The sequence below is a fragment of the Spirillospora sp. CA-128828 genome (assembly GCF_050945415.1).
Lineage (GTDB): Bacteria > Actinomycetota > Actinomycetes > Streptosporangiales > Streptosporangiaceae > Spirillospora.
This window is the reverse complement of record NZ_CP191986.1, coordinates 5,944,475-5,962,350: the sequence shown is the minus strand read 5'-3', so window position 1 is coordinate 5,962,350 and position 17,876 is coordinate 5,944,475. Positions and strand designations below refer to the sequence as shown.

17 protein-coding genes are annotated in these 17,876 nt (G+C 70.9%); 3 read left to right on the top strand and 14 right to left on the bottom strand.

From position 1 onward, the window contains the following. Window positions 1-152: 152 nt before the first annotated feature. The 4 genes from ACQPXG_RS29020 to ACQPXG_RS29005 form a co-directional block, all read right to left on the bottom strand. Window positions 153-1,046, bottom strand: a complete 894-nt coding sequence (locus tag ACQPXG_RS29020) for a metal ABC transporter permease (RefSeq protein WP_433462292.1) — start codon at window positions 1,044-1,046, stop codon at window positions 153-155. Beyond that, window positions 1,043-1,696, bottom strand: a complete 654-nt coding sequence (locus ACQPXG_RS29015; protein ID WP_433462291.1) for a metal ABC transporter ATP-binding protein — start codon at window positions 1,694-1,696, stop codon at window positions 1,043-1,045. The genes ACQPXG_RS29020 and ACQPXG_RS29015 overlap by 4 nt, the downstream gene beginning before the upstream one ends. Further along, complete coding sequence (locus ACQPXG_RS29010) at window positions 1,693-2,610, bottom strand: metal ABC transporter solute-binding protein, Zn/Mn family (protein WP_433462290.1); 918 nt, start codon at window positions 2,608-2,610, stop codon at window positions 1,693-1,695. Before ACQPXG_RS29010 ends, ACQPXG_RS29015 begins: the two co-directional genes overlap by 4 nt. Window positions 2,611-2,758: 148 nt before the next feature. After that, entirely contained in the window at window positions 2,759-3,610 is an 852-nt protein-coding gene (locus tag ACQPXG_RS29005) for an SAM-dependent methyltransferase (protein ID WP_433462289.1), read from the bottom strand. Between the two features lie 477 nt (window positions 3,611-4,087). On the opposite strand from ACQPXG_RS29005, the gene ACQPXG_RS29000 reads away from it, so the two are divergent. After that, window positions 4,088-4,291: a hypothetical protein gene (locus tag ACQPXG_RS29000; protein ID WP_433462288.1), complete on the top strand. Its 204-nt coding sequence runs from the start codon at window positions 4,088-4,090 to the stop codon at window positions 4,289-4,291. A gap of 112 nt (window positions 4,292-4,403) precedes the next feature. Here the strand turns inward: ACQPXG_RS29000 and ACQPXG_RS28995 are convergent, their stop codons facing one another. From ACQPXG_RS28995 to treS, 3 genes are all read right to left on the bottom strand, one after another. Then, window positions 4,404-5,243 carry a C40 family peptidase gene (locus ACQPXG_RS28995; RefSeq protein WP_433462287.1) on the bottom strand — a complete coding sequence of 280 codons (840 nt, stop codon included), beginning with the start codon at window positions 5,241-5,243 and terminating at the stop codon, window positions 4,404-4,406. Window positions 5,244-5,540: 297 nt separating this feature from the next. Continuing rightward, complete coding sequence (locus ACQPXG_RS28990) at window positions 5,541-6,962, bottom strand: maltokinase N-terminal cap-like domain-containing protein (RefSeq protein ID WP_433462286.1); 1,422 nt, start codon at window positions 6,960-6,962, stop codon at window positions 5,541-5,543. Between the two features lie 2 nt (window positions 6,963-6,964). Next, the gene (treS, locus tag ACQPXG_RS28985; protein ID WP_433462285.1) at window positions 6,965-8,854 is read right to left on the bottom strand and encodes a maltose alpha-D-glucosyltransferase; all 1,890 of its coding nucleotides are present in this window, start codon (window positions 8,852-8,854) and stop codon (window positions 6,965-6,967) included. A gap of 337 nt (window positions 8,855-9,191) precedes the next feature. Between treS and ACQPXG_RS28980 the strand changes: the two genes are divergently transcribed. Beyond that, window positions 9,192-9,509 (top strand): hypothetical protein, encoded by a 318-nt coding sequence (locus tag ACQPXG_RS28980; RefSeq protein WP_433462284.1) that lies wholly within the window; start codon window positions 9,192-9,194, stop codon window positions 9,507-9,509. Window positions 9,510-9,512: 3 nt separating this feature from the next. Then, window positions 9,513-10,352 carry an STAS domain-containing protein gene (locus tag ACQPXG_RS28975; protein WP_433462283.1) on the top strand — a complete coding sequence of 280 codons (840 nt, stop codon included), beginning with the start codon at window positions 9,513-9,515 and terminating at the stop codon, window positions 10,350-10,352. A gap of 12 nt (window positions 10,353-10,364) precedes the next feature. Here the strand turns inward: ACQPXG_RS28975 and ACQPXG_RS28970 are convergent, their stop codons facing one another. From ACQPXG_RS28970 to ACQPXG_RS28940, 7 genes are all read right to left on the bottom strand, one after another. Continuing rightward, window positions 10,365-12,482 (bottom strand): alpha-1,4-glucan--maltose-1-phosphate maltosyltransferase, encoded by a 2,118-nt coding sequence (locus tag ACQPXG_RS28970; RefSeq protein ID WP_433462282.1) that lies wholly within the window; start codon window positions 12,480-12,482, stop codon window positions 10,365-10,367. 471 nt (window positions 12,483-12,953) lie between these two features. After that, complete coding sequence (locus tag ACQPXG_RS28965) at window positions 12,954-13,697, bottom strand: copper homeostasis protein CutC (protein ID WP_433462281.1); 744 nt, start codon at window positions 13,695-13,697, stop codon at window positions 12,954-12,956. Continuing rightward, window positions 13,694-14,635: an asparaginase gene (locus tag ACQPXG_RS28960; protein ID WP_433462280.1), complete on the bottom strand. Its 942-nt coding sequence runs from the start codon at window positions 14,633-14,635 to the stop codon at window positions 13,694-13,696. Before ACQPXG_RS28960 ends, ACQPXG_RS28965 begins: the two co-directional genes overlap by 4 nt. An 8-nt stretch (window positions 14,636-14,643) precedes the next feature. Next, the gene (locus ACQPXG_RS28955) at window positions 14,644-15,486 is read right to left on the bottom strand and encodes an amino acid ABC transporter permease (protein WP_433462279.1); all 843 of its coding nucleotides are present in this window, start codon (window positions 15,484-15,486) and stop codon (window positions 14,644-14,646) included. Further along, complete coding sequence (locus ACQPXG_RS28950) at window positions 15,483-16,127, bottom strand: amino acid ABC transporter permease (RefSeq protein ID WP_433462278.1); 645 nt, start codon at window positions 16,125-16,127, stop codon at window positions 15,483-15,485. The genes ACQPXG_RS28955 and ACQPXG_RS28950 overlap by 4 nt, the downstream gene beginning before the upstream one ends. A 10-nt stretch (window positions 16,128-16,137) precedes the next feature. Next, window positions 16,138-17,079, bottom strand: a complete 942-nt coding sequence (locus ACQPXG_RS28945; protein ID WP_433462277.1) for a glutamate ABC transporter substrate-binding protein — start codon at window positions 17,077-17,079, stop codon at window positions 16,138-16,140. A 48-nt stretch (window positions 17,080-17,127) separates the two neighbouring features. Beyond that, a complete protein-coding gene (locus ACQPXG_RS28940; RefSeq protein WP_433462276.1) occupies window positions 17,128-17,856 on the bottom strand; it encodes an amino acid ABC transporter ATP-binding protein in 729 nt (242 codons plus the stop codon). Window positions 17,857-17,876 lie beyond the last annotated feature (20 nt).

The window sequence follows — 17,876 nt, the reverse complement described above, 5'->3', positions numbered from 1 at the left end:
AGAGCCCAGATGATTCCCTTGCTGCCTGCGGCGATGCCCACCCTCGGGTAAGCGAATGGCAACGTCATGGCGAACACGGGTCCGGAATATCCGGAACGCCGATCGCGACCGCGGCCCCGCCGGGCCCGCTGTGCCGGGCGGGCACCAAGAGATCATGTTGGGACGGTGTCGAACCGCGCCGCCGCGCGCCGCGCCGTCCAGCCGCGCCGCGCGCGGACCGCTCCGGCCGCGCGGCACACCCCGTACAGGGCGAACGAGATCGTCGTGACGTACGGGCTGATCGGGATGCTGGAGCCGATCGACAGCAGGATCCCGCCGACCACCGACACCGTCGCGAGGACCGTGCTCAGCACCGGCACGAGCACCGGCGACGCGGTGACCCGCACCGCGGCGGCGGCCGGGGTGCAGATCAGCGCGAGCACCAGCAGAGCCCCCACGACCTGCACGGACACGGCGACCGCGAGGCCGAGCGCCAGCATGAAGACGAGCGACAGCGCCCGCACCGGGACGCCCCGCGCCGCCGCCACGTCCGGGTCCAGGCTGGCGAACGCCAGCGGACGCCACATGACCGCGAGGCACACGAGCACCACCGCCGACGTCGCGAGCAGCCACGACAGCCGCGGAGCGTCGATCGCGACGATCTGGCCGGTGAGGATGCCGAACTTGTTGGCCGACCGTCCCTTGTACAGCGACAGGAACAGCACGCCGAGCCCGAGCCCGAAGGGCATCAGCACGCCGATGACCGAGCTCCGGTCCCGCGCCTTCGCGCCGAGCATCCCGATCAGCGCGGCGGCGGCCAGCGCCCCCGCGATGGAGCCGCCCGCCACGCTCGTGCCGAGCAGCAGCGCGGCCGCCGCCCCCGCGAACGACAGCTCGCTGATGCCGTGCACGGCGAACGCGAGGTCGCGCATGACCACGAACGTCCCGGCGAGCCCGCCGACGAGCCCGAGCACGGCCCCCGCGATCAGCGAGTTCCGGACCAGTCCGAGCAGCGCCCCGTAGTCCTCGAAGTTGAAGATCTCGCGCCAGACCTCGTGCCAGCTCATGCCGCCCCCGATCCCGGAACACCGGCCATGTCCAGGACCCGGTCGGCGAACGGCAGGACCGGATCGATTTCGTGGGTGACGAACACGACCGTCGTGCCGTGCTCGCGGCGCCGCCGGTCGATCAGGTCGCTGACGATCCGCTGGTGGTCGGCGTCCAGGGAGGCCAGCGGCTCGTCGCAGAGCAGGACGCGCGGGTCGGTCGCGAGTGCCTGGGCGATCCGCACGCGCTGGAGTTCACCCCCCGACAGCAGGTCGAGCGGAACGTCCGCGAAGGACGCGGCGCCCACGTCGCGCAGGCTGCTCTCGACGCGGCGGCGCGCCTCGCGGCGCGGCGGCCGCGGCCCCCAGCGGTGCCCGTCGATGCCGAGCCGCACCAGGTCGCGGGCCCGCAGCGGAGTGTGCGCCGGGACGGCCTTGTGCTGCGGGACGTAGCCGATGAGGTCGCTGCCCCGACGCGGCGGGCGGCCGTTCACCGCGACCGTCCCGGCCGACGGCCGCAGAAGCCCGAGCAGCACCCTGAGCAGGCTCGTCTTGCCCGACCCGTTCGACCCGACGACGACGAGGAACTCGCCGGCCGCCACGTCGAGGTCGAGCCCCCGCCACAGCGTCCGCTCCCCGTAGGAGAGGGCCACGTCGCGCAAGGCGATCACGACAGCGCCTTCTGCAGCGCGGCGATGTTGCCGTCCATCCAGCTGATGTAGTCCTGGCCCGCGGGCAGGGTCTCGGTGACCGGCACGACGGGGACACCGGCGTCCTTCGCGGCCTTCTCGACCTGCTCGGTCTGCGCCCCGCTCGTCTGCGCGTTGTAGACGAGCGCCTTCACCTTCTTGCCCGTGAGCAGCGCGAGTGTGTCCCGCAGCGTCCTCGGCGGGACGTCGTCTCCCTCCTCGATCGCCTCGCTGAACTCCTCCGGCGTCTCGTTCTTCAGGCCGGCCGCCTCCAGCAGGTAGACGGGCACCGGCTCGGTGATGGCGACACCGTCGCCCGCGTGCGCGGCCTTGATCGCCGCCACCCTCCCCTCCAGCGTCTTCAGCTTCGCCTTGAAAGCGGCGGCGTTCGACCTGAACGTCCCCGCGTTCTCCGGGTCGGCCTTGCCTAGCGCGGCCGAGATCCGGTCGGCGAGAAGCGCGACGGAAGGAAGGTCGTACCAGACGTGCTCGTTGAGTTCTTCGCCCGCCGGCGCGGTCTTCCCGGAGACCTGGACGGCGTTGAGCACCTCTGCCTTGGACCCCGCGCCCTTGAGCAGCGTGTCCACGAAGTCGTCGTAGCCGCCGCCGTTCTCGATGACCACTCCGGCCCTCGACAGCGCGAGCCGGTTGCGCGTGCCCGCCTCGAAGGAGTGCGGGTCCTGCGCGGGATCGCTGATGAACGACGTCACCTTCACCTCGCGGCCGCCGATCTGCCGCGCGATGTCGCCGTACACGTTGGTCGAGGCCACCACGGAGGCGGATGCGCCGCCCGGCTCCGCGGCGTCGGAAGACGATCCGCAGCCGCTGAGGGCGAGCGCCGAGGCGGCGAGGACGGCGCCCGCCCCGGACACGCGGGCACGCTGGGCAGAGAACATGGAGGCTCCCGAAAATGAAAACGATTTTCACTGCAACCTAGCATGGCTCGTCCCGGTTCGTGCCGGTCGAGTTGCTGATTTCGGGAATCTGGGCATACGTCACAGGCCGCCGTCCCGGCATCGGGACGGCGGCCTGTGACGCCGTGCTCTAGCGCTTGCGGACGACGCCGCCGTACTCGTAGATGGTCCGGTCCCGCTTGGAGGCGCCCTCGTACATCGCCAGCTCGGGCGGGACCGGGGCGAGCGGCGGCTGCACGTCGAGCGGACGCCAGTCGACCAGGTTGCACAGGCCCGGCTCGACGGGGTCGAACCCGGACAGCAGCGCGTCGACCTCGGCGGGCGTGCGCGTCTGCCACGGTATGCCGGCGCTGGTGACCTGCTCGGTCATCTCCGCGCTCTTCACCGGGTCGTCGCACGCGACCTGGGAGAACGTGAGGTGGCTGCCGGGCGCGGCACGGTCCATGATCGTGTTCAGGACGCGGCGGGGGTCGTCGGCGTCCGGCAGATGGTGGCCGACCGACAGGAACAGCGTCGCGACCGGCTCGGAGAAGTCGATCAGACGCTTCACGTCGTCGTCCTCTAGCACGGCGTCCTGGTCGCGCATGTCCGCCTGGATGACCGTGGTCGAGGAGTCGCCGGCCAGCAGCGCCCGCCCGTGCGCGAGGACGATCGGGTCGATGTCGACGTAGACGACCCGTGCGTCCGGCGCGAACCGCTGGGCGACCTGATGGACGTTGGCGTCGGTCGGCAGGCCGCAGCCCATGTCGATGAACTGGCGGATCCCGGCCTCGGCGGCCAGGTACCGGACGGCGCGGTACAGGAAAAGGCGGTTCTGCCGGGTGATGTCCAGCCCGGCCGGGTGGTGCTCCAGCTGTCCCCGGATGAACCGCCGGTCGACCTCGTAGTTGTCCTTGCCGCCGAGCAGCCACCCGTAGGCTCGGGCGGACGTCGGCACATCGTGCGGGATGTCCGCGATCGAGGGCCTGTCGTCTTTGTCCACATCCGAACGGTATCCCGGCGGGCGCCGCCCCGAAGTCCCTTCGGCGATCTTGACCGAGCCGCAAGGAAGCCAAGTAGCCAATGGTTCAGTCGCTCCGTCGAGGACTGGCTGCGCCGAAACGGCAAGCCGTACGAAGTGTCGCTCGGTGACGCCGCGAAACTCACCTGGCCGGACGTCGAACCGGACGATCCCGGGGTCGCCGGCATGCTGGCGGACCTCGCCGCCGAACCCGGCCGCGGTCCGGCGCGGCCCTCGGCCCCTACCTCACCCTGTACCGGCCGGACCCGGGGCGGCTCGACGCCCGGTTCCTCGCGGGCGTCCTGACGTTCGCGCACGCCCGCACTGGCAGCACGTCCGGCCGGATGGACCTGCGCCGGACCCGCGTCCCCCTGCTCTCCCCGGAACGCCAGCGCGCGTACGGCCGGGCCCTCCACGAGCTGATCGGCCTCACCGAGAGCTCCCCCTGGACGCGGCGGGATGGGCGCCGTCCACGCCGCCGCCGACACCCGGCTCGGCCGCCGCGTCGCGGTGAAGTTCCTCGATCTCCCCGGCGGCGGTTCGTCCGCGAGGCGCGCATCCTTGCGCGGCTGGAGCACACCGGGCTTTCTGGAAGACGCGTCCGAGCCCAGCCCTGCACGCATGTACGCGCAGGTCGTCCGCCAGTTCCTCGCCTCCCGTTGACGGGGGCCACCAGGTCCGCGGCACGGGCGTCCGGCGTGCGCTCCAGGTCGAGCGGCACGTGCCGGCGTGGCGATGCCGGGCACCCGGCATCGCCGCGCCGGTGAGAGGGACCTCAGGGACCGGTGTACTCGGCCCATGGCTGGGAACCGGGGAGGTCCCAGAAGGGCTTCGGGTGCCGGTGGGGCCGCGGTCTGGTCCGCGGCCGGGGGGCGGGCTTCGCGGCAGGGCCGCCGGGTGGCGCGGCATCTTCCGCCGGGGTGTGTCCGGGAGCGGTCATCGGGGGATTGTCGGCTTTCTCAGGAAATGTAGTGTCAGGTGGCGGAATCTGGGGGGTCCGCTTCTTATCAGGCGGTTTAAGGTCCGCTCTCTTCTCCACGCTCATTCTGTCGATCTTCTCGACGAGCTCCCGCACCGACGGCGACCACTCCCGATAGGCGGGCGCGCCGGGCCGTACGGCGCCGGCGAACTGCTTTCTTCGCCGTGCGCCGAGTTCGTCAATTCGGACCCTGGCGCCGGCGTGGGGCGCGTGCAGGAATCGTCCGTGCCCCACATACATGCCGACATGGCTGCGGCCGTGGAAGAAGATGAGGTCCCCGGGCTTGAGGTCGTTGAGCGTCACCTTCCGGTCCACCTTGCGGTACTGCGCGTAGGTGACGCGCGGTAGCTTGACGCCCGCCTTGCGCCATGCGGCCATCGCGAGACCGGAGCAGTCGTAGCCGCTCGGCCCGTCCGCGCCCCACCGGTACGGCTTGCCGATCTGCGCGCGGGCGAACCGCAGCGCCTTCTTCGCGCGCTTCCGCTGGTTCTTCTCACGGGTCCGGTACTTGTCGTACGCCTGGACCTTCTCCAGCGTGGCCGCGTCGAGATGCAGGCTCTTCAGCACGACGGGATTGAGCGCCGCGAGCGCCTGCGAGCCCATCGGGACCGCGAGCGCGAGCCCGGTCGCCGTCATGGTGACGGCCGTCCGGAGCAGTCTCTGTTTTCGGGTGGCCGCCGGGGTGCGGCCGGCATGCCCGGCCGACGACCGGCTTCCGGCCGTTTCTCTTCCGGCCGCTGCTGCGCTTCCGGCCGGGTCCTTGTGCGTGTGGCCTGCGATGGACATTCCAGGGCTCTCCGTTCCGGATCGACTTTCTGCAGGTGATCTTCCTGTCGAGAGTTCGGATACCCGTTGATCGGCACGGAATTGGGAGAGCCCGCCGATTTTGCATGATCATAGCCCGGAATTGGCTACCGGCTTCGGTGTCTTTTATCAGACGGCCAGATGGGCCAGCGATTTCAGCGGGACGGGCAGCCAGGCCGGCCGGTTCCGCGCCTCGTACCGCACCTCGTAGACGGCCTTCTCGAATTCGAATGCGCGGATGAGCACCGAATGGGCGGCCGGATCGGGCCCGCCGGCCGCCGCGTAGCCGCGGCAGAACGCGGCCCTGTTCCGGGCCGCCCAGGCATGCGCCCGGGTCTCCAGCCGCGGCCCCGACTCGGTCGGCACCGTGCCCGCCTTGGTGATGAGGAACCGCGCCGCGTACTCGAACGAGCGGAGCATCCCGGCGACGTCGCGCAGCGGATGCGCGAGGGCCCGCCGCTCGGTCTGCGTCCGCGCCGGCTCGCCCTCGAAGTCCAGCAGCGTCCAGCCCGACTCGGTGCGCAGCACCTGGCCGAGGTGGTAGTCGCCGTGGACGCGCTGGACGGGCAGCGGCGACGCGTGCGCCGCCAGGTCGAGGAACGCCGCCGTGAGCGCCTTCGCGTGCGGCGCCAGGCCGGGCACCGCGCGGCAGGTGCCGGTCAGCTCGGCGTTCATCCGCGCCGCCATCGCGCGGACCTCGCCGGCGGGGAGGGTCGTCACCCCGAACGCGTCGGCGAGGGCGCGGTGCACCTCGGCGGTGGCCGCCCCGAGCCTTTCGGCCTCGGCCGCGAAGTCGCCGCCGGCGGCGCTCGCGTCCAGCTCGGCCCACTCGTCGTCGCCGGGCGGCAGCGTGTGCGCGTACCAGTCGCGGACGCTGGCGATCGCCAGGCTCCAGCCGTCGGCGCCGGTGTGCAGGTAGTCCGACAGGAGGCCGAGCGTGACCGGCTCACCGGCGTCGCCCGCGCCGTGTCCCGGCTCCAGCTCGATCCAGCCGAGGACGGCCGGGACGTGGGTGCAGCCGCCGCGGGTCAGCGCGAGGTTGACCTCAAGGTCGAGGTTGACGCCCTGGCTGAGCCGCCGGAACAGCTTGCAGATGTAGGAGTCGCCGAACAGCAGCGACGTGTTGCTCTGCTCGGCGGTGATGGGCAGGCTCGCCAGGTCCGTCCGGATGCGGGCGCCGTCGGCGTGGTGGAACCGCAGCGGACCGGCCGACGCCTCGCCCGCCAGGGCGTCCAGCAGGACCCGGGTCAGGTCCGGGTCGTGTGCGGCGTCGTACAGCCGGAGCCCGGTGTCGCGCACGCCGCCGATCTCGACGTGCCGGAGCCGGTCGGGCAGGTCGCGGCGGGTGCCGAGGAGGAGCTGGTAGTGGTCGGTGGTGCGGTTCTGGCGGATGTCGAGGACGAGGTGGTGCAGGCCGGGGTCGCCGGGGAGCAGCGTGGTGGCGGTGGCGATGGACAGGTCGTCGATGGGGCCGTCCTTGCCGCCGAACCAGCGCTGCCGGGGCAGCCACTCGGCGAGGTCCCGGACCAGGTCCGGTTCTGGTGGCAGCACGGTCAGACGGTCCTTCCCGCGCGCGTGCCCGGACCCGCGTCCGCGCTCACCTCCGCGTCGCCGTTCTCCGGAGGACTCAGCTGGAACCAGTAGAAGCCGTGCCCGGGCAGGGTCAGCAGATACGGCAGCTCGCCGATGGCCGGGAACTGGACGCCGCCCATGCACTCGACAGGGGGGTAGCCCTCGAAGCGCCGCATGTCGAGTTCGACCGGCTGCGGGAAGCGCGACAGGTTGCTGACGCACAGGATCGTGTCCATCTGGCCCCACGGGCTCTCGTCCTCGGTGATCTCGCGGGTGAAGGCCAGGACGGAGGGGTTGGAGGCGGACAGTTCGACGTAGGAGCCGACGCCGAAGACGGGGTGGCGTTGCCGGATCTCGATCATTTTGCGGGTCCAGTGGAGCAGGGATCCGGGGTTGTTGGCCTGTGCTTCGACGTTGACGGCTTGGTAGCCGTAGATGGGGTCCATGATGACGGGCAGGTAGAGGCGGGCGGGGTCGCAGTGGGAGAAGCCGGCGTTGCGGTCGGGGGTCCATTGCATGGGGGTGCGCACAGCGTCGCGGTCGCCGAGCCAGATGTTGTCGCCCATGCCGATTTCGTCGCCGTAGTACAGGACGGGTGAGCCGGGGAGGGAGAGCAGGAGGGCGGTGAAGAGTTCGAGTTGGTTGCGGTCGTTGTCCAGGAGGGGGGCCAGGCGGCGGCGGATGCCGATGTTGGCTTTCATGCGGGGGTCTTTGGCGTATTCGGTGTACATGTAGTCGCGTTCTTCGTCGGTGACCATCTCCAGGGTGAGTTCGTCGTGGTTTCGCAGGAAGATGCCCCATTGGCAGGATTCGGGGATTTTGGGGGTTTGGGCCATGATTTCGGAGATGGGGTAGCGCTGTTCGCGGCGGACGGCCATGAAGATGCGGGGCATGACGGGGAAGTGGAAGGCCATGTGGCATTCGTCGCCGCCGGCGGCGGGGTCGCCGAAGTATTCGACGACGTCGGCGGGCCATTGGTTGGCTTCGGCGAGCAGGACGCGGTCGGGGTAGAGGCGGTCGACTTCGGCGCGGACGCGTTTGAGGTAGGTGTGGGTTTGGGGGAGGTTTTCGCAGTTGGTGCCTTCGCGGGCGTACAGGTAGGGGACGGCGTCCAGGCGGAATCCGTCGATGCCCAGGTCGAGCCAGAAGCGGAGGTTTTCCAGCATGGCGTCTTGGACGGCGGGGTTGTCGTAGTTGAGGTCGGGTTGGTGGGTGAAGAAGCGGTGCCAGTAGTACTGGCCGCGGATGGGGTCGTAGGTCCAGTTGGAGGATTCGGTGTCGATGAAGATGATGCGGGCGTCGGGGTAGCCGGTGTCGTCGTCGGCCCACATGTAGAAGTCGCCGAAGGGGCCGTCGGGGTCGGTGCGGGAGGCTTGGAACCAGGGGTGTTGGTCGGAGGTGTGGTTCATGACCAGGTCGGCGATGACGCGGATGCCGCGGGCGTGGGCTTGTTCGATGAGTTCGACGAAGTCGCCGAGTTCGCCGAAGTCGGGCAGGATTTTGGTGTATTCGGCGATGTCGTAGCCGCCGTCGCGCAGGGGTGATTGGTAGATGGGCAGTAGCCATAGGCAGTCGATGCCGAGCCATTGCAGGTGGTCCAGGCGGGAGATCAGGCCGCGTAGGTCGCCGTAGCCGTCGTTGTTGGAGTCGGCGAACCCGCGCACCGACACCTCGTAGAACACCGCCGTCTTGAACCAGTGCGGGGTGCGGGGGGTCTGCTCGTCGAACGGGTCCGGGACCGGACCGGCGGCCGGCCCCGGAAGCGGTCCGGGGTGCGTTCCGGGCGCGTCCGCGGGCGGGCCGGAGTCCGTCTCCGGCGTACTGACCTCGTCGGACGTGCTTCGGGTGAAGTTCTTCGGCTGGCCGTGCATGGGTCCACCCCGGGTGTGTTGGCGACATCTAGATCAGCGATTCCCTCCGCCCCGGAGAGGTGTCTGCGCCCCTGGTAACCATCCGTAAAAGTTTCAGTACGGAGCGTGATCGCGGGGAAAGGCAGCGCAAAAACACGGCGATTCACGGCCCGTTCAGTGGCGCCGCGGGCCGCGAATACTTGCCGCGCACCGGTTGTGTCATGTCCGGGTTTTTAGGTTCGTCGCTTTTTCTGTCGCAACCCCCGGGTAGGTCATTTCCAAGCTCAGAACCCGCCGCCGTGGCGGGTTCTGCTCGGTTCGGACGGAAAGCGTCCGTCCAGAAGCGATCGGAGGGACAGTGGAGCGCTGGGAGATGTCGCCATCGGTCGTACCGACGCGCGATGACCTCGTGGCGCGGCTGCGCGTGCGTTTCGCCGACATTCCGGTGGAGCGGGTGCGCCGCTGCGTGGACGACCTGTGGTGCTGCTGCACCCATCTCGGGGTGCGGCCCGAGACGCGGACCATCGAGCGCCTCGCGGCGTCCCGGCTGACGGGCGTCGTGCGGGGCGGCCGCCCGCCCTATCCGGACGAGCGGCCCGCGTCCAGACCGCCCGGCCGTCTGACCGCTCCGCCCCGGCGCGCCCGCGCGGCCGCTCGAACCCCGATCGGGATGTGACAGATGAAGGACACGACCGTGCCGGGCCTCGGCATCGAGACCCGGCGAGGGTTCATCGTGCTCAGCCTGCCCGCGCAGATCAGCTGGCAGAACTACGCGGGGATCCGGGAGGGGGTGAGCAAGGCGCTGTCCCTCGCCTGCGCCGGCCCGCGCGGGATGCGGCGCGGCGGAGTCGTCGTCGACTTCGGGGACGCGGTCCTGCTGGACGCCGCCGGGCTCGTCCTGCTGGCACGCGCCGAGACGCGGGCGCAGTTGCTCGGCTGCCCGCTACGGGCCGTGGTGCCCGCCCTGTCCGCGCATGTGCGGCGGGCGCTGCACCTCACCGGGCTGGCGCAACTCGTCCCGGTGTTCGCGGACGTCGCGTCGGCGACGGCCGCGCCCATTCCGGACGGGACGGCGGGGGAGGTCGACACCACGCACGTGCTCGACGCCATCCGCGCCCTGCATCCCGGGGACGCCGGGCTCACCCCGACGCCGCCCGCTCCGTCCGAACTGACGATCACCACGACGGCGGCCGGCGACGGCGACCACACCGTCGTCCACCTGTCCGGCGTGCTGGACGAGGTCACCGTGCCGCGGCTCGGGGAGACGCTGACCACCCTGGTCGAGGGGAACCTGCGGCACCTGATGGTGCGGATGCACGACCGGCTCGGCGTCCGCTGCGACCCGCTGCCCATCCTGCTCGGCATCCGCTGGCGCGTCGCCGCCGAGGGCGGCTGCCTCGCGCTCCCGGCGCTGCCGGCCAAGCTCCGGGAGATCATCGACCGCGAGGGGCTCGGCTCGGTGTTCACCGGCTGCCGGTCCATCGAGGACCGCCTGCTCAGCGGCGCGGAGCCGGTCTGATCCCGGAGCCGGTCAGCTCCCGTTCGCCCAGGGCCGGTTCCTGACGGCCCGCGAACTCCGGCTGGTCCCCGCCGTCGTCGCGTCCGTCCCGGCACCTGCTCCTCCGGCGGCCTGGCCGCCACCAGCCCGCGCATGTTTCCCGTTCCGCTGGAACGTGAAAACGTGCGCGGGCTTGGTGTGCGGATCGAGATAGACGTAGTTGGATTTGGTCCAGGTGTAGGTGGTGGCGTCGAGTTCGTCGGTGAGGGTGAATTGGTGGGTGGGGTCGTCGGGGAGGCCGAGGGTGGGCAGGTCGAGGTGGATGGTGGCTTCGCGGGGTTGGTGGGGGTTGAGGTTCACCACGGTCAGGACGACGTCGTCGAGGTGGCGTTTGGAGAAGGCCAGGAGTTCGGGCTGGTCGATGTGGTGGAAGTGCAGGTTGCGGAGTTGCTGTAGGGCGGGGTGGGTGTTGCGGAGTGTGTTGAGTTGGGTGATGAGGGGGGCGATGGTGGTGCCGGTGCGGTCGGCGGCTTCCCAGTCGCGGGGCCGGTACTGGTATTTCTCGGAGTCGCGGTATTCCTCGCTGCCGGGGCGGACGGGGGTGTTCTCACACAGTTCGTAGCCGGCGTAGACGCCCCAGGTCGGGGACAGCAGCGCGGCCAGCACGGCGCGGATCTCAAAGGCGGGGCGGCCGCCGTGCTGGAGGTATTCGTTGAGGATGTCGGGGGTGTTGGTGAACAGGTTGGGGCGCATGTAGGCGGCGGCGGGGCCGGTGAGTTCGGTGAGGTATTCGCGGAGTTCGTCGGCGGCATTGCGCCAGGTGAAGTAGGTGTAGGACTGGTGGAACCCGATTTTGGCCAGGGTGTGCATCATGGCGGGTCGGGTGAAGGCTTCGGCGAGGAAGATCACGTCGGGGTCGGTGGTGTGGATGTCGGCCAGGAGCCGTTCCCAGAACGCGACGGGTTTGGTGTGGGGGTTGTCGACGCGGAAGATCCGTACGCCGTGGTCCATCCAGTGGCGGATGACGCGGTGGATTTCGGTGGCCAGGCCGTCGGGGTCGTGGTCGAAGTTGAGGGGGTAGATGTCCTGGTATTTCTTGGGCGGGTTCTCGGCGTAGGCGATGGTGCCGTCGGCGCGGGTGGTGAACCATTGGGGATGCTCGGCCACCCACGGGTGGTCCGGCGAACACTGCAGCGCCAAGTCCAGGGCGACTTCGAGGCCGTGGTCGTTGGCGTAGGACACGAACGCGTCGAAGTCGGCCAGGGTGCCCAGGTCGGGGTGGATCGCGTCATGGCCGCCGTCTTCTGAGCCGATGGCCCAGGGGGAGCCGGGGTCGTAGGGGCCGGCGTCCAGGGTGTTGTTGGGGCCTTTTCGGTGGGTGGTGCCGATGGGATGGATGGGCGGCAGGTAGACCACGTCGAAGCCCATGTCGGCGATGGCCGGGAGGCGTTTCATCGCGGTGCGGAAGGTGCCCGAGGTCGGGCCGCGGCGGCCGATGGGGTCGAAGGCGGCGCCTTCGGAGCGGGGGAAGAACTCGTACCAGGCCCCGTACAGGGCGCGTTGCCGGTGCACCACCAGCGGGTACCAGTCGCTCACGGTCAGCAGATCCCGCAACGGATGACGCTCCAGCACCTCCTCCACGGTCGGGTCCCCGGCGGCGGCGAGGCGTTCCTGAGCGTCCTCGTCCTCGTCCGACAGGAAGCGGGCCAGCCGGGCCAGGACACGGCGGTCCTCCGACGGAACCCCGCGCGCCGCCCGCATGAACAGCGCCACGCCCTCGGCGAACATGAGTTCGACGTCCTGGCCGCGCGGGACCTTGATCTGGGCGTCGTGCCACCAGTGCGCGATCGGATCGCCCCACGCCTCCACCCGGAACGACCACGACCCCATCTCCGTCGGCGTCACCCGGGCCGACCACCGGTCCAGCCCCACACCCACCTCGGCCATCCGTCGCGGCGGCAGCTCCTCCCCGTCCGGCGTCCGCAGCACCACCGCCGCACCCAGCATCTCGTGACCCTCACGGAACACCGTCGCCGACACCTCGACGGTCTCGCCCACCACCGCCTTCGCCGGCCACCGGCCACACCCCACCACCGGCGCCACGTCCACGATCGGAATGCGCCCGAGCTCGGCCTCCAGCTTCACCTGCATTTGTTCCGCTCCCGCTCGTCGGCGCCGTCCCTCGGCCTCGGTCCCAGTCATCCATGCCCCGTCCGCAACTCTCCGCGGTCCTCACCACCACAAGATCACGCAAAGAACTGCCCGTCCCGGAGGCCATGTCCATTAGGTGGGCCTTCAGCGGTTTTATGCCGGATTTGACCTTTGAACTCCCCGCACCCGGCCTGTGTAATCCGAGGAGTCGTAGAGAAAGGACAGTGATCGTGAGCGGCGGCGCGGGGCGGCGGAGAGAAACCCGCGATGCAGATCAGCGCGACGTGCCAGGCGGTCAACGCACGTGCCGCGCAGGGCGACCAGGCGCTGGACTTCGGGCTGGCGTTCAACTGCCGCCAACGTGAGCGTTTCGCCAACACCACCAACGCGGTCAGCGGCCTCGGCCCGGCGAACAAGATCTCCGGAGGCCGCCGCCGGTACGGTCGCGACCGGTGCGGCGAAGGGCTCCGGTCAGCCGCCCGCGCGGATCACCGAGGAGACGCCCGCCGATGTCGTGACCAGGCGGCGGTACTCGGGTTGCCGCAGTTCGCCGCCCATGAACGGGTGGGGGTTGCGGTGGACGGCCGGGCTCGGCTCCTCGCTGAGCGCGGCGAAGTGGATCTCCCGGGCCCCGGTGGCCTCGACGACGCGGGCCACGTTGCGGTCGGTGACGCCGCCGCCCGGCATGACGATGATGCGGTCCCCGGCGTGCTTCACCAGCTCGGCGATCAGCGGCGCACCTTCCAGCACGGTCACGTCCTGCCCGGAGGTCAGGACGCGGGCCACGCCGAGCCCGGCCAGGGCGTCCAGGGTGCCGAACGGGTCGGCGGCCATGTCGAAGGCCCGGTGGAAGGTGACGGGCAGCCCGTCCGCAGCCGCGATGAGCCGTTCCACGACGGGACGGTCGATCGTCCCCTCGGGCGTCAGCGCGCCGATCACGACGCCGTTCACGCCGGCCTCGCGGACGAGCGCCACGTCGTGCTCCATCGCCGCGACCTCGTGCTCGTCGAAGATGAAGTCACCGCCGCGCGGGCGGATGATGACGTTCACCTTGATGGACGACACGGCGGCGAGCGCGGCGCGGACCGTGCCCAGGGTCGGGGTGAGCCCTCCCTCGAACAGCGCCGCGCACAGTTCGACGCGGTGGGCGCCCGCCTTCTCGGCGGCGATGGCGCCCGCGACGCTGTCGATGCAGATCTCGTAGGTGAGGCTCACGTACGTCCTTCCTGGGTGGTGCGGATCTCGCCGACCGGGCGTCCGCCGCCGAGGACGGGGACGGCGCCGAGCGGCGCGGCGGGGGCGGTGTCCGCGCCGAGCGCGGCGAGCGCGCGCAGCGCGATGGCGGTGGTGGCTCGGGGGCTGCCGTCGATGACCTTCACCGCGACGGCGTGGCCCTCGGCGGTGGCGGCGACGAACACGCCCTCCGCGCCGCCCTTGGCGACCGAGCCGGGCAGGGCCCGCATGAACTCGGTGTTGGCGTGTCCCGTCCCGCCCACGTACTCGGGGTGGGCGCGCATGGCGTCCGCGACGGGGCGGGCCTCCTCGGACAGGACGAGGGAGCGCGCGGCCCTGGCGAGGCCCGCCAAGGTGAGGCCGAACAGCGGCGCGCCGCAGCCGTCCACCGCGACGGGTGACGGTTCCTCTCCGGCGCAGTCGGCCATCACCTGCTCGACGGCCAGTTGCAACGGGTGCTCAGGCGAGAGGTAGGTGCCGAACGGCCAGCCGTTGGCGGCGCACGCGGCGAGCATGCCGGCGTGCTTGCCGGAGCAGTTCATCCGCACCCGCGACTCGCCTTCGCCCGCCCGGATGAGCGCCGCCTTGGTGGGCTCGTCCTCGGGCCAGGACGCTGGGCATTGCAGTGCGTCCACGCTCAGACCGGCGTCGGAGAGGATGCCCTCGACCGTCTTGACGTGGAAGTCCTCGCCGGTGTGGCTGCCCGCCGCGATCGCGAGGCGTTCCCCGGCCAGCGGCGCGCGCGCCCGCAGGCAGGCGAGCGCCTGGAACGGCTTGGTCGTGGACCGCGGCAGGACGGTCTCCTCGACGTTCCCGCGCGCATGGGCGAGCGTCCCGTCCGGGGCCAGCCCGGCGACGCTGCCGTAGTGGCGGCTCTCGACGAAGCCGTTCCGGACGACCTCGGCCAGCACTTCGTACATCTCGGTCCTCACGGTGTCGCGGCGGGGACGGCCTCGCGTACGGCGCGGGACGGGCGGGTCCGCTGCCGTGCCTCCAGCGTCCGCGCGAGCTTGGCCAGCGACGCGTTGATCACCAGGTAGATCAGCGCGATCACCAGGTAGGTCTGGATGAGCAGGTGGTTGTAGTTCGCCAGCACCTTCCCGCTGTAGAGCAGCTCGGCATAGCTGACGACGTAGCCGAGCGAGGTGTCCTTCAGCAGCCCCGCGGACTGGCTGACCAGCGACGGCAGCACGCGCCGCGCCGCCTGCGGCAGGACGATCAGCCGCATCGCCCGGCCGCGGGTCAGGCCGAGCGCGAGGCCCGCCTCCAGCTGGCCGCGCTCCACCGACCGGATCCCGGCCCGGAAGATCTCGGCGAAGGCGGCGGCGTTGGACACCGACAGCGGCACCACGAGCTTCCAGAACAGCGGCAGGTCGAGCCCGTACTTCGGCAGCGCGAACAGCACGACGTAGACGAGGAGCAGCGCCGGAATCGTCCGGACGATCTCGACATAGGCCGCCGACGGGAGGCGCAGCCACCGCGCCGGCGACAGCCGTCCGAGCGCGAGGACGACGCCCGCCGCCATGGCCAGCGCGATCGACACGACCGCGGCGTACAGCGTGGAGCGGAGGCCCTCCAGCAGGTACCGCCACATCGGCCAGGTCCCGTACGGGCGCCACCGGTCGGCGGCGAGCTGCCCGTTCTCGCCGAACTGGCGCAGCGCGAGCGCGACGAGGACGGCACCGGCCAGCAGGCTCAGCGCGGTGCCGATCCGGATGCGGCGCTGGGCGCGCGGCCCCGGTTCGTCGAACAGCAGGCGGGACGAGGTCATCGCAGGATCGCCAGCTTCCGTTCGAGGCCGCCGGTCACCAGCCCGAAGACCGCCGACAGCGCCATGTACGCCAGGCCCGCCGTCACGAAGATCCAGATCGGCCGCGCCTCGGCGAGGTTGACCCGGTTCGCCGCGGCGGTCAGCTCGACCACGCCGACCGCCGCGGCCAGCGCCGTGTTCATCAGCGTCATGATCGCGATGTTGCCGAGCGGCTGGACGACCGTCCGCAACGCCTGCGGGAGGACGACCAGCCGCAGCGACTGGACGAACGTCAGCCCGAGCGCCCGGGCCGCCTCACCCTGCCCGGCCGGCACCGCGTTGATCCCGGAGCGGATCGCCTCGGCCATGTACGCCCCCTGGTAGAGGGCGATGACGACGACCGAGGTGGTGAACAGCCCGGCGATCACCCCGATCTCGGGCAGCCCGAACACGGCGATGACGAGCCACACCAGCAGCGGGATGTTCTGCAGTACCTCGACGTAGGCCATCCCGGCGGCGCGCAGCACGCGCACCGGGCCGACCCGCATCGCGGCGACGGCGATCCCGGCCGCGAGCGCGCCGGCGAGCGAGAGCAGTGTCAGTTCGACGGTGAGCAGCAGGCCGTCGCCGAACTCGCCGAGGTGGTCGGTGATGACGTTCATGGGGCGACGGTTACTCCGAGCCCTTCGCGGAGCCGATCGCGGGCGGCTGCGGGGCCTCGCCCTGCACGACCGTCCCGATCGAGTTCTTCCAGACCTTCGCCCACAGCCCGGACGCCTCGATGTTCTTGAGCCAGTCGTTGACGAACTGCTTCATCTGGGCGTCGCCGTGCTTGAGGCCGATCCCGTACGGGTCGCTGGTGAACGGCTCGCCCTGGATCTGGATGGTCGGGTCCTGCTTGGCGGTCGCCAGCAGGATGGCCTGGTCCTGGACGTAGGCGACGCCCCGGCCCTGCTTGAGCGCCTGGACGCACTCGGGGTCGCTGCCGAACGTGACGATCTTCGCGTCCGGGGCGGCCTTCTTGATCGCGGGGATCGCCGGGGTGTTGGCGCCCGCGATGACCGTCTTGCCCTTCAGGTCGGCCGGCGTCTTGATGCCCGTCTCGTCCTTCTTGGTGGCGATGACCAGGCCGGAGCTGTAGTACGGCCCGGCGAACGCGACCTGCTTGGCGCGTTCCGGCGTGATGCTGTACGTCTGGAACACCACGTCGACGGTGCCGTTGGACAGCAGCGCCTCCCGCGTCTCCGACGCCGAGTTGACGATCTTCACGTTGGGCTTGCCGATGATGTACTTGGCGAGCAGCCGGCCGAAGTCGGCGTCCAGCCCCTCGACCTTCTTCGTCGCCGGGTTCTGCTGGGACAGCAGCGGCGCGTCCAGCGAACCGCCCACGACCAGCTCGCCGCGCTGCTTGATCTTCTCCATGGTGGAGCCGGCCGGGATGTTCGACGCGACCGGCGCCGAGGCCGCCAGGTCCGCCGTCTTCCCGCCGCCGGAACCGGGCACGGCCGGGTCGGAGTCGCCGCCGGAGCAGGCCGCGAGGCCCGTCAGCGACAGTGCGGCGACCGCGGCCACCGCCGCGCGCCGCATCCCCGCGAGGGTACGCACCATGATCATCAACCTTTCTCGGGTGGCGTGCCATGGGCGGCGCGCCGGGGGGTCGTGCTAGTGGCTGAGGACCTTGGCCAGGAAGTCCCGGGCCCGGTCGCTGGCGGGGGAGTCGAAGAAGGCGGACGGCGTGCCGGTCTCGACGACCTCGCCGTCCGCCATGAACACGACGCGGTCGGCGACCTGGCGGGCGAACCCCATCTCGTGGGTGACGACCACCATCGTCATGCCGTCGCGGGCGAGGCCCGTCATCACGTCCAGCACCTCGCCGACCATCTCGGGGTCGAGTGCGGACGTCGGCTCGTCGAACAGCATCGCCTTCGGCCGCATCGCGAGCGCGCGGGCGATCGCGGCGCGCTGCTGCTGGCCGCCGGACAGCTGCGCCGGGAGCTTGCCGGCCTGCTCGCCGATGCCGACCCGGTCGAGCAGTTCACGCGCCCGCCGCTCCGCCTCGGCACGCGACAGCCCCCGCACCCGGGTGGGCGCCATCGTCATGTTCTGCAGGACGGTCTTGTGCTGGAACAGGTTGAACGACTGGAACACCATGCCGACGTCCGCACGCAGGCGGGCGAGGGCGCGTCCCTCGGCGGGCAGTTCCTCGCCGTCGACCCGGATCACGCCCGTGTCCGGCGTCTCCAGCCGGTTCAGGCACCGGCACAGCGTCGACTTGCCCGAACCGGACGGCCCGATGACCACGACGACCTCGCCGCGGGCCACGTCCAGGTCCACATCGCGCAGGGCGGTGTGCTCGCCGAAGCGCTTGTGCAGGCCACGAACCTCGATCATTCGGTCACCTACGTCCCAAC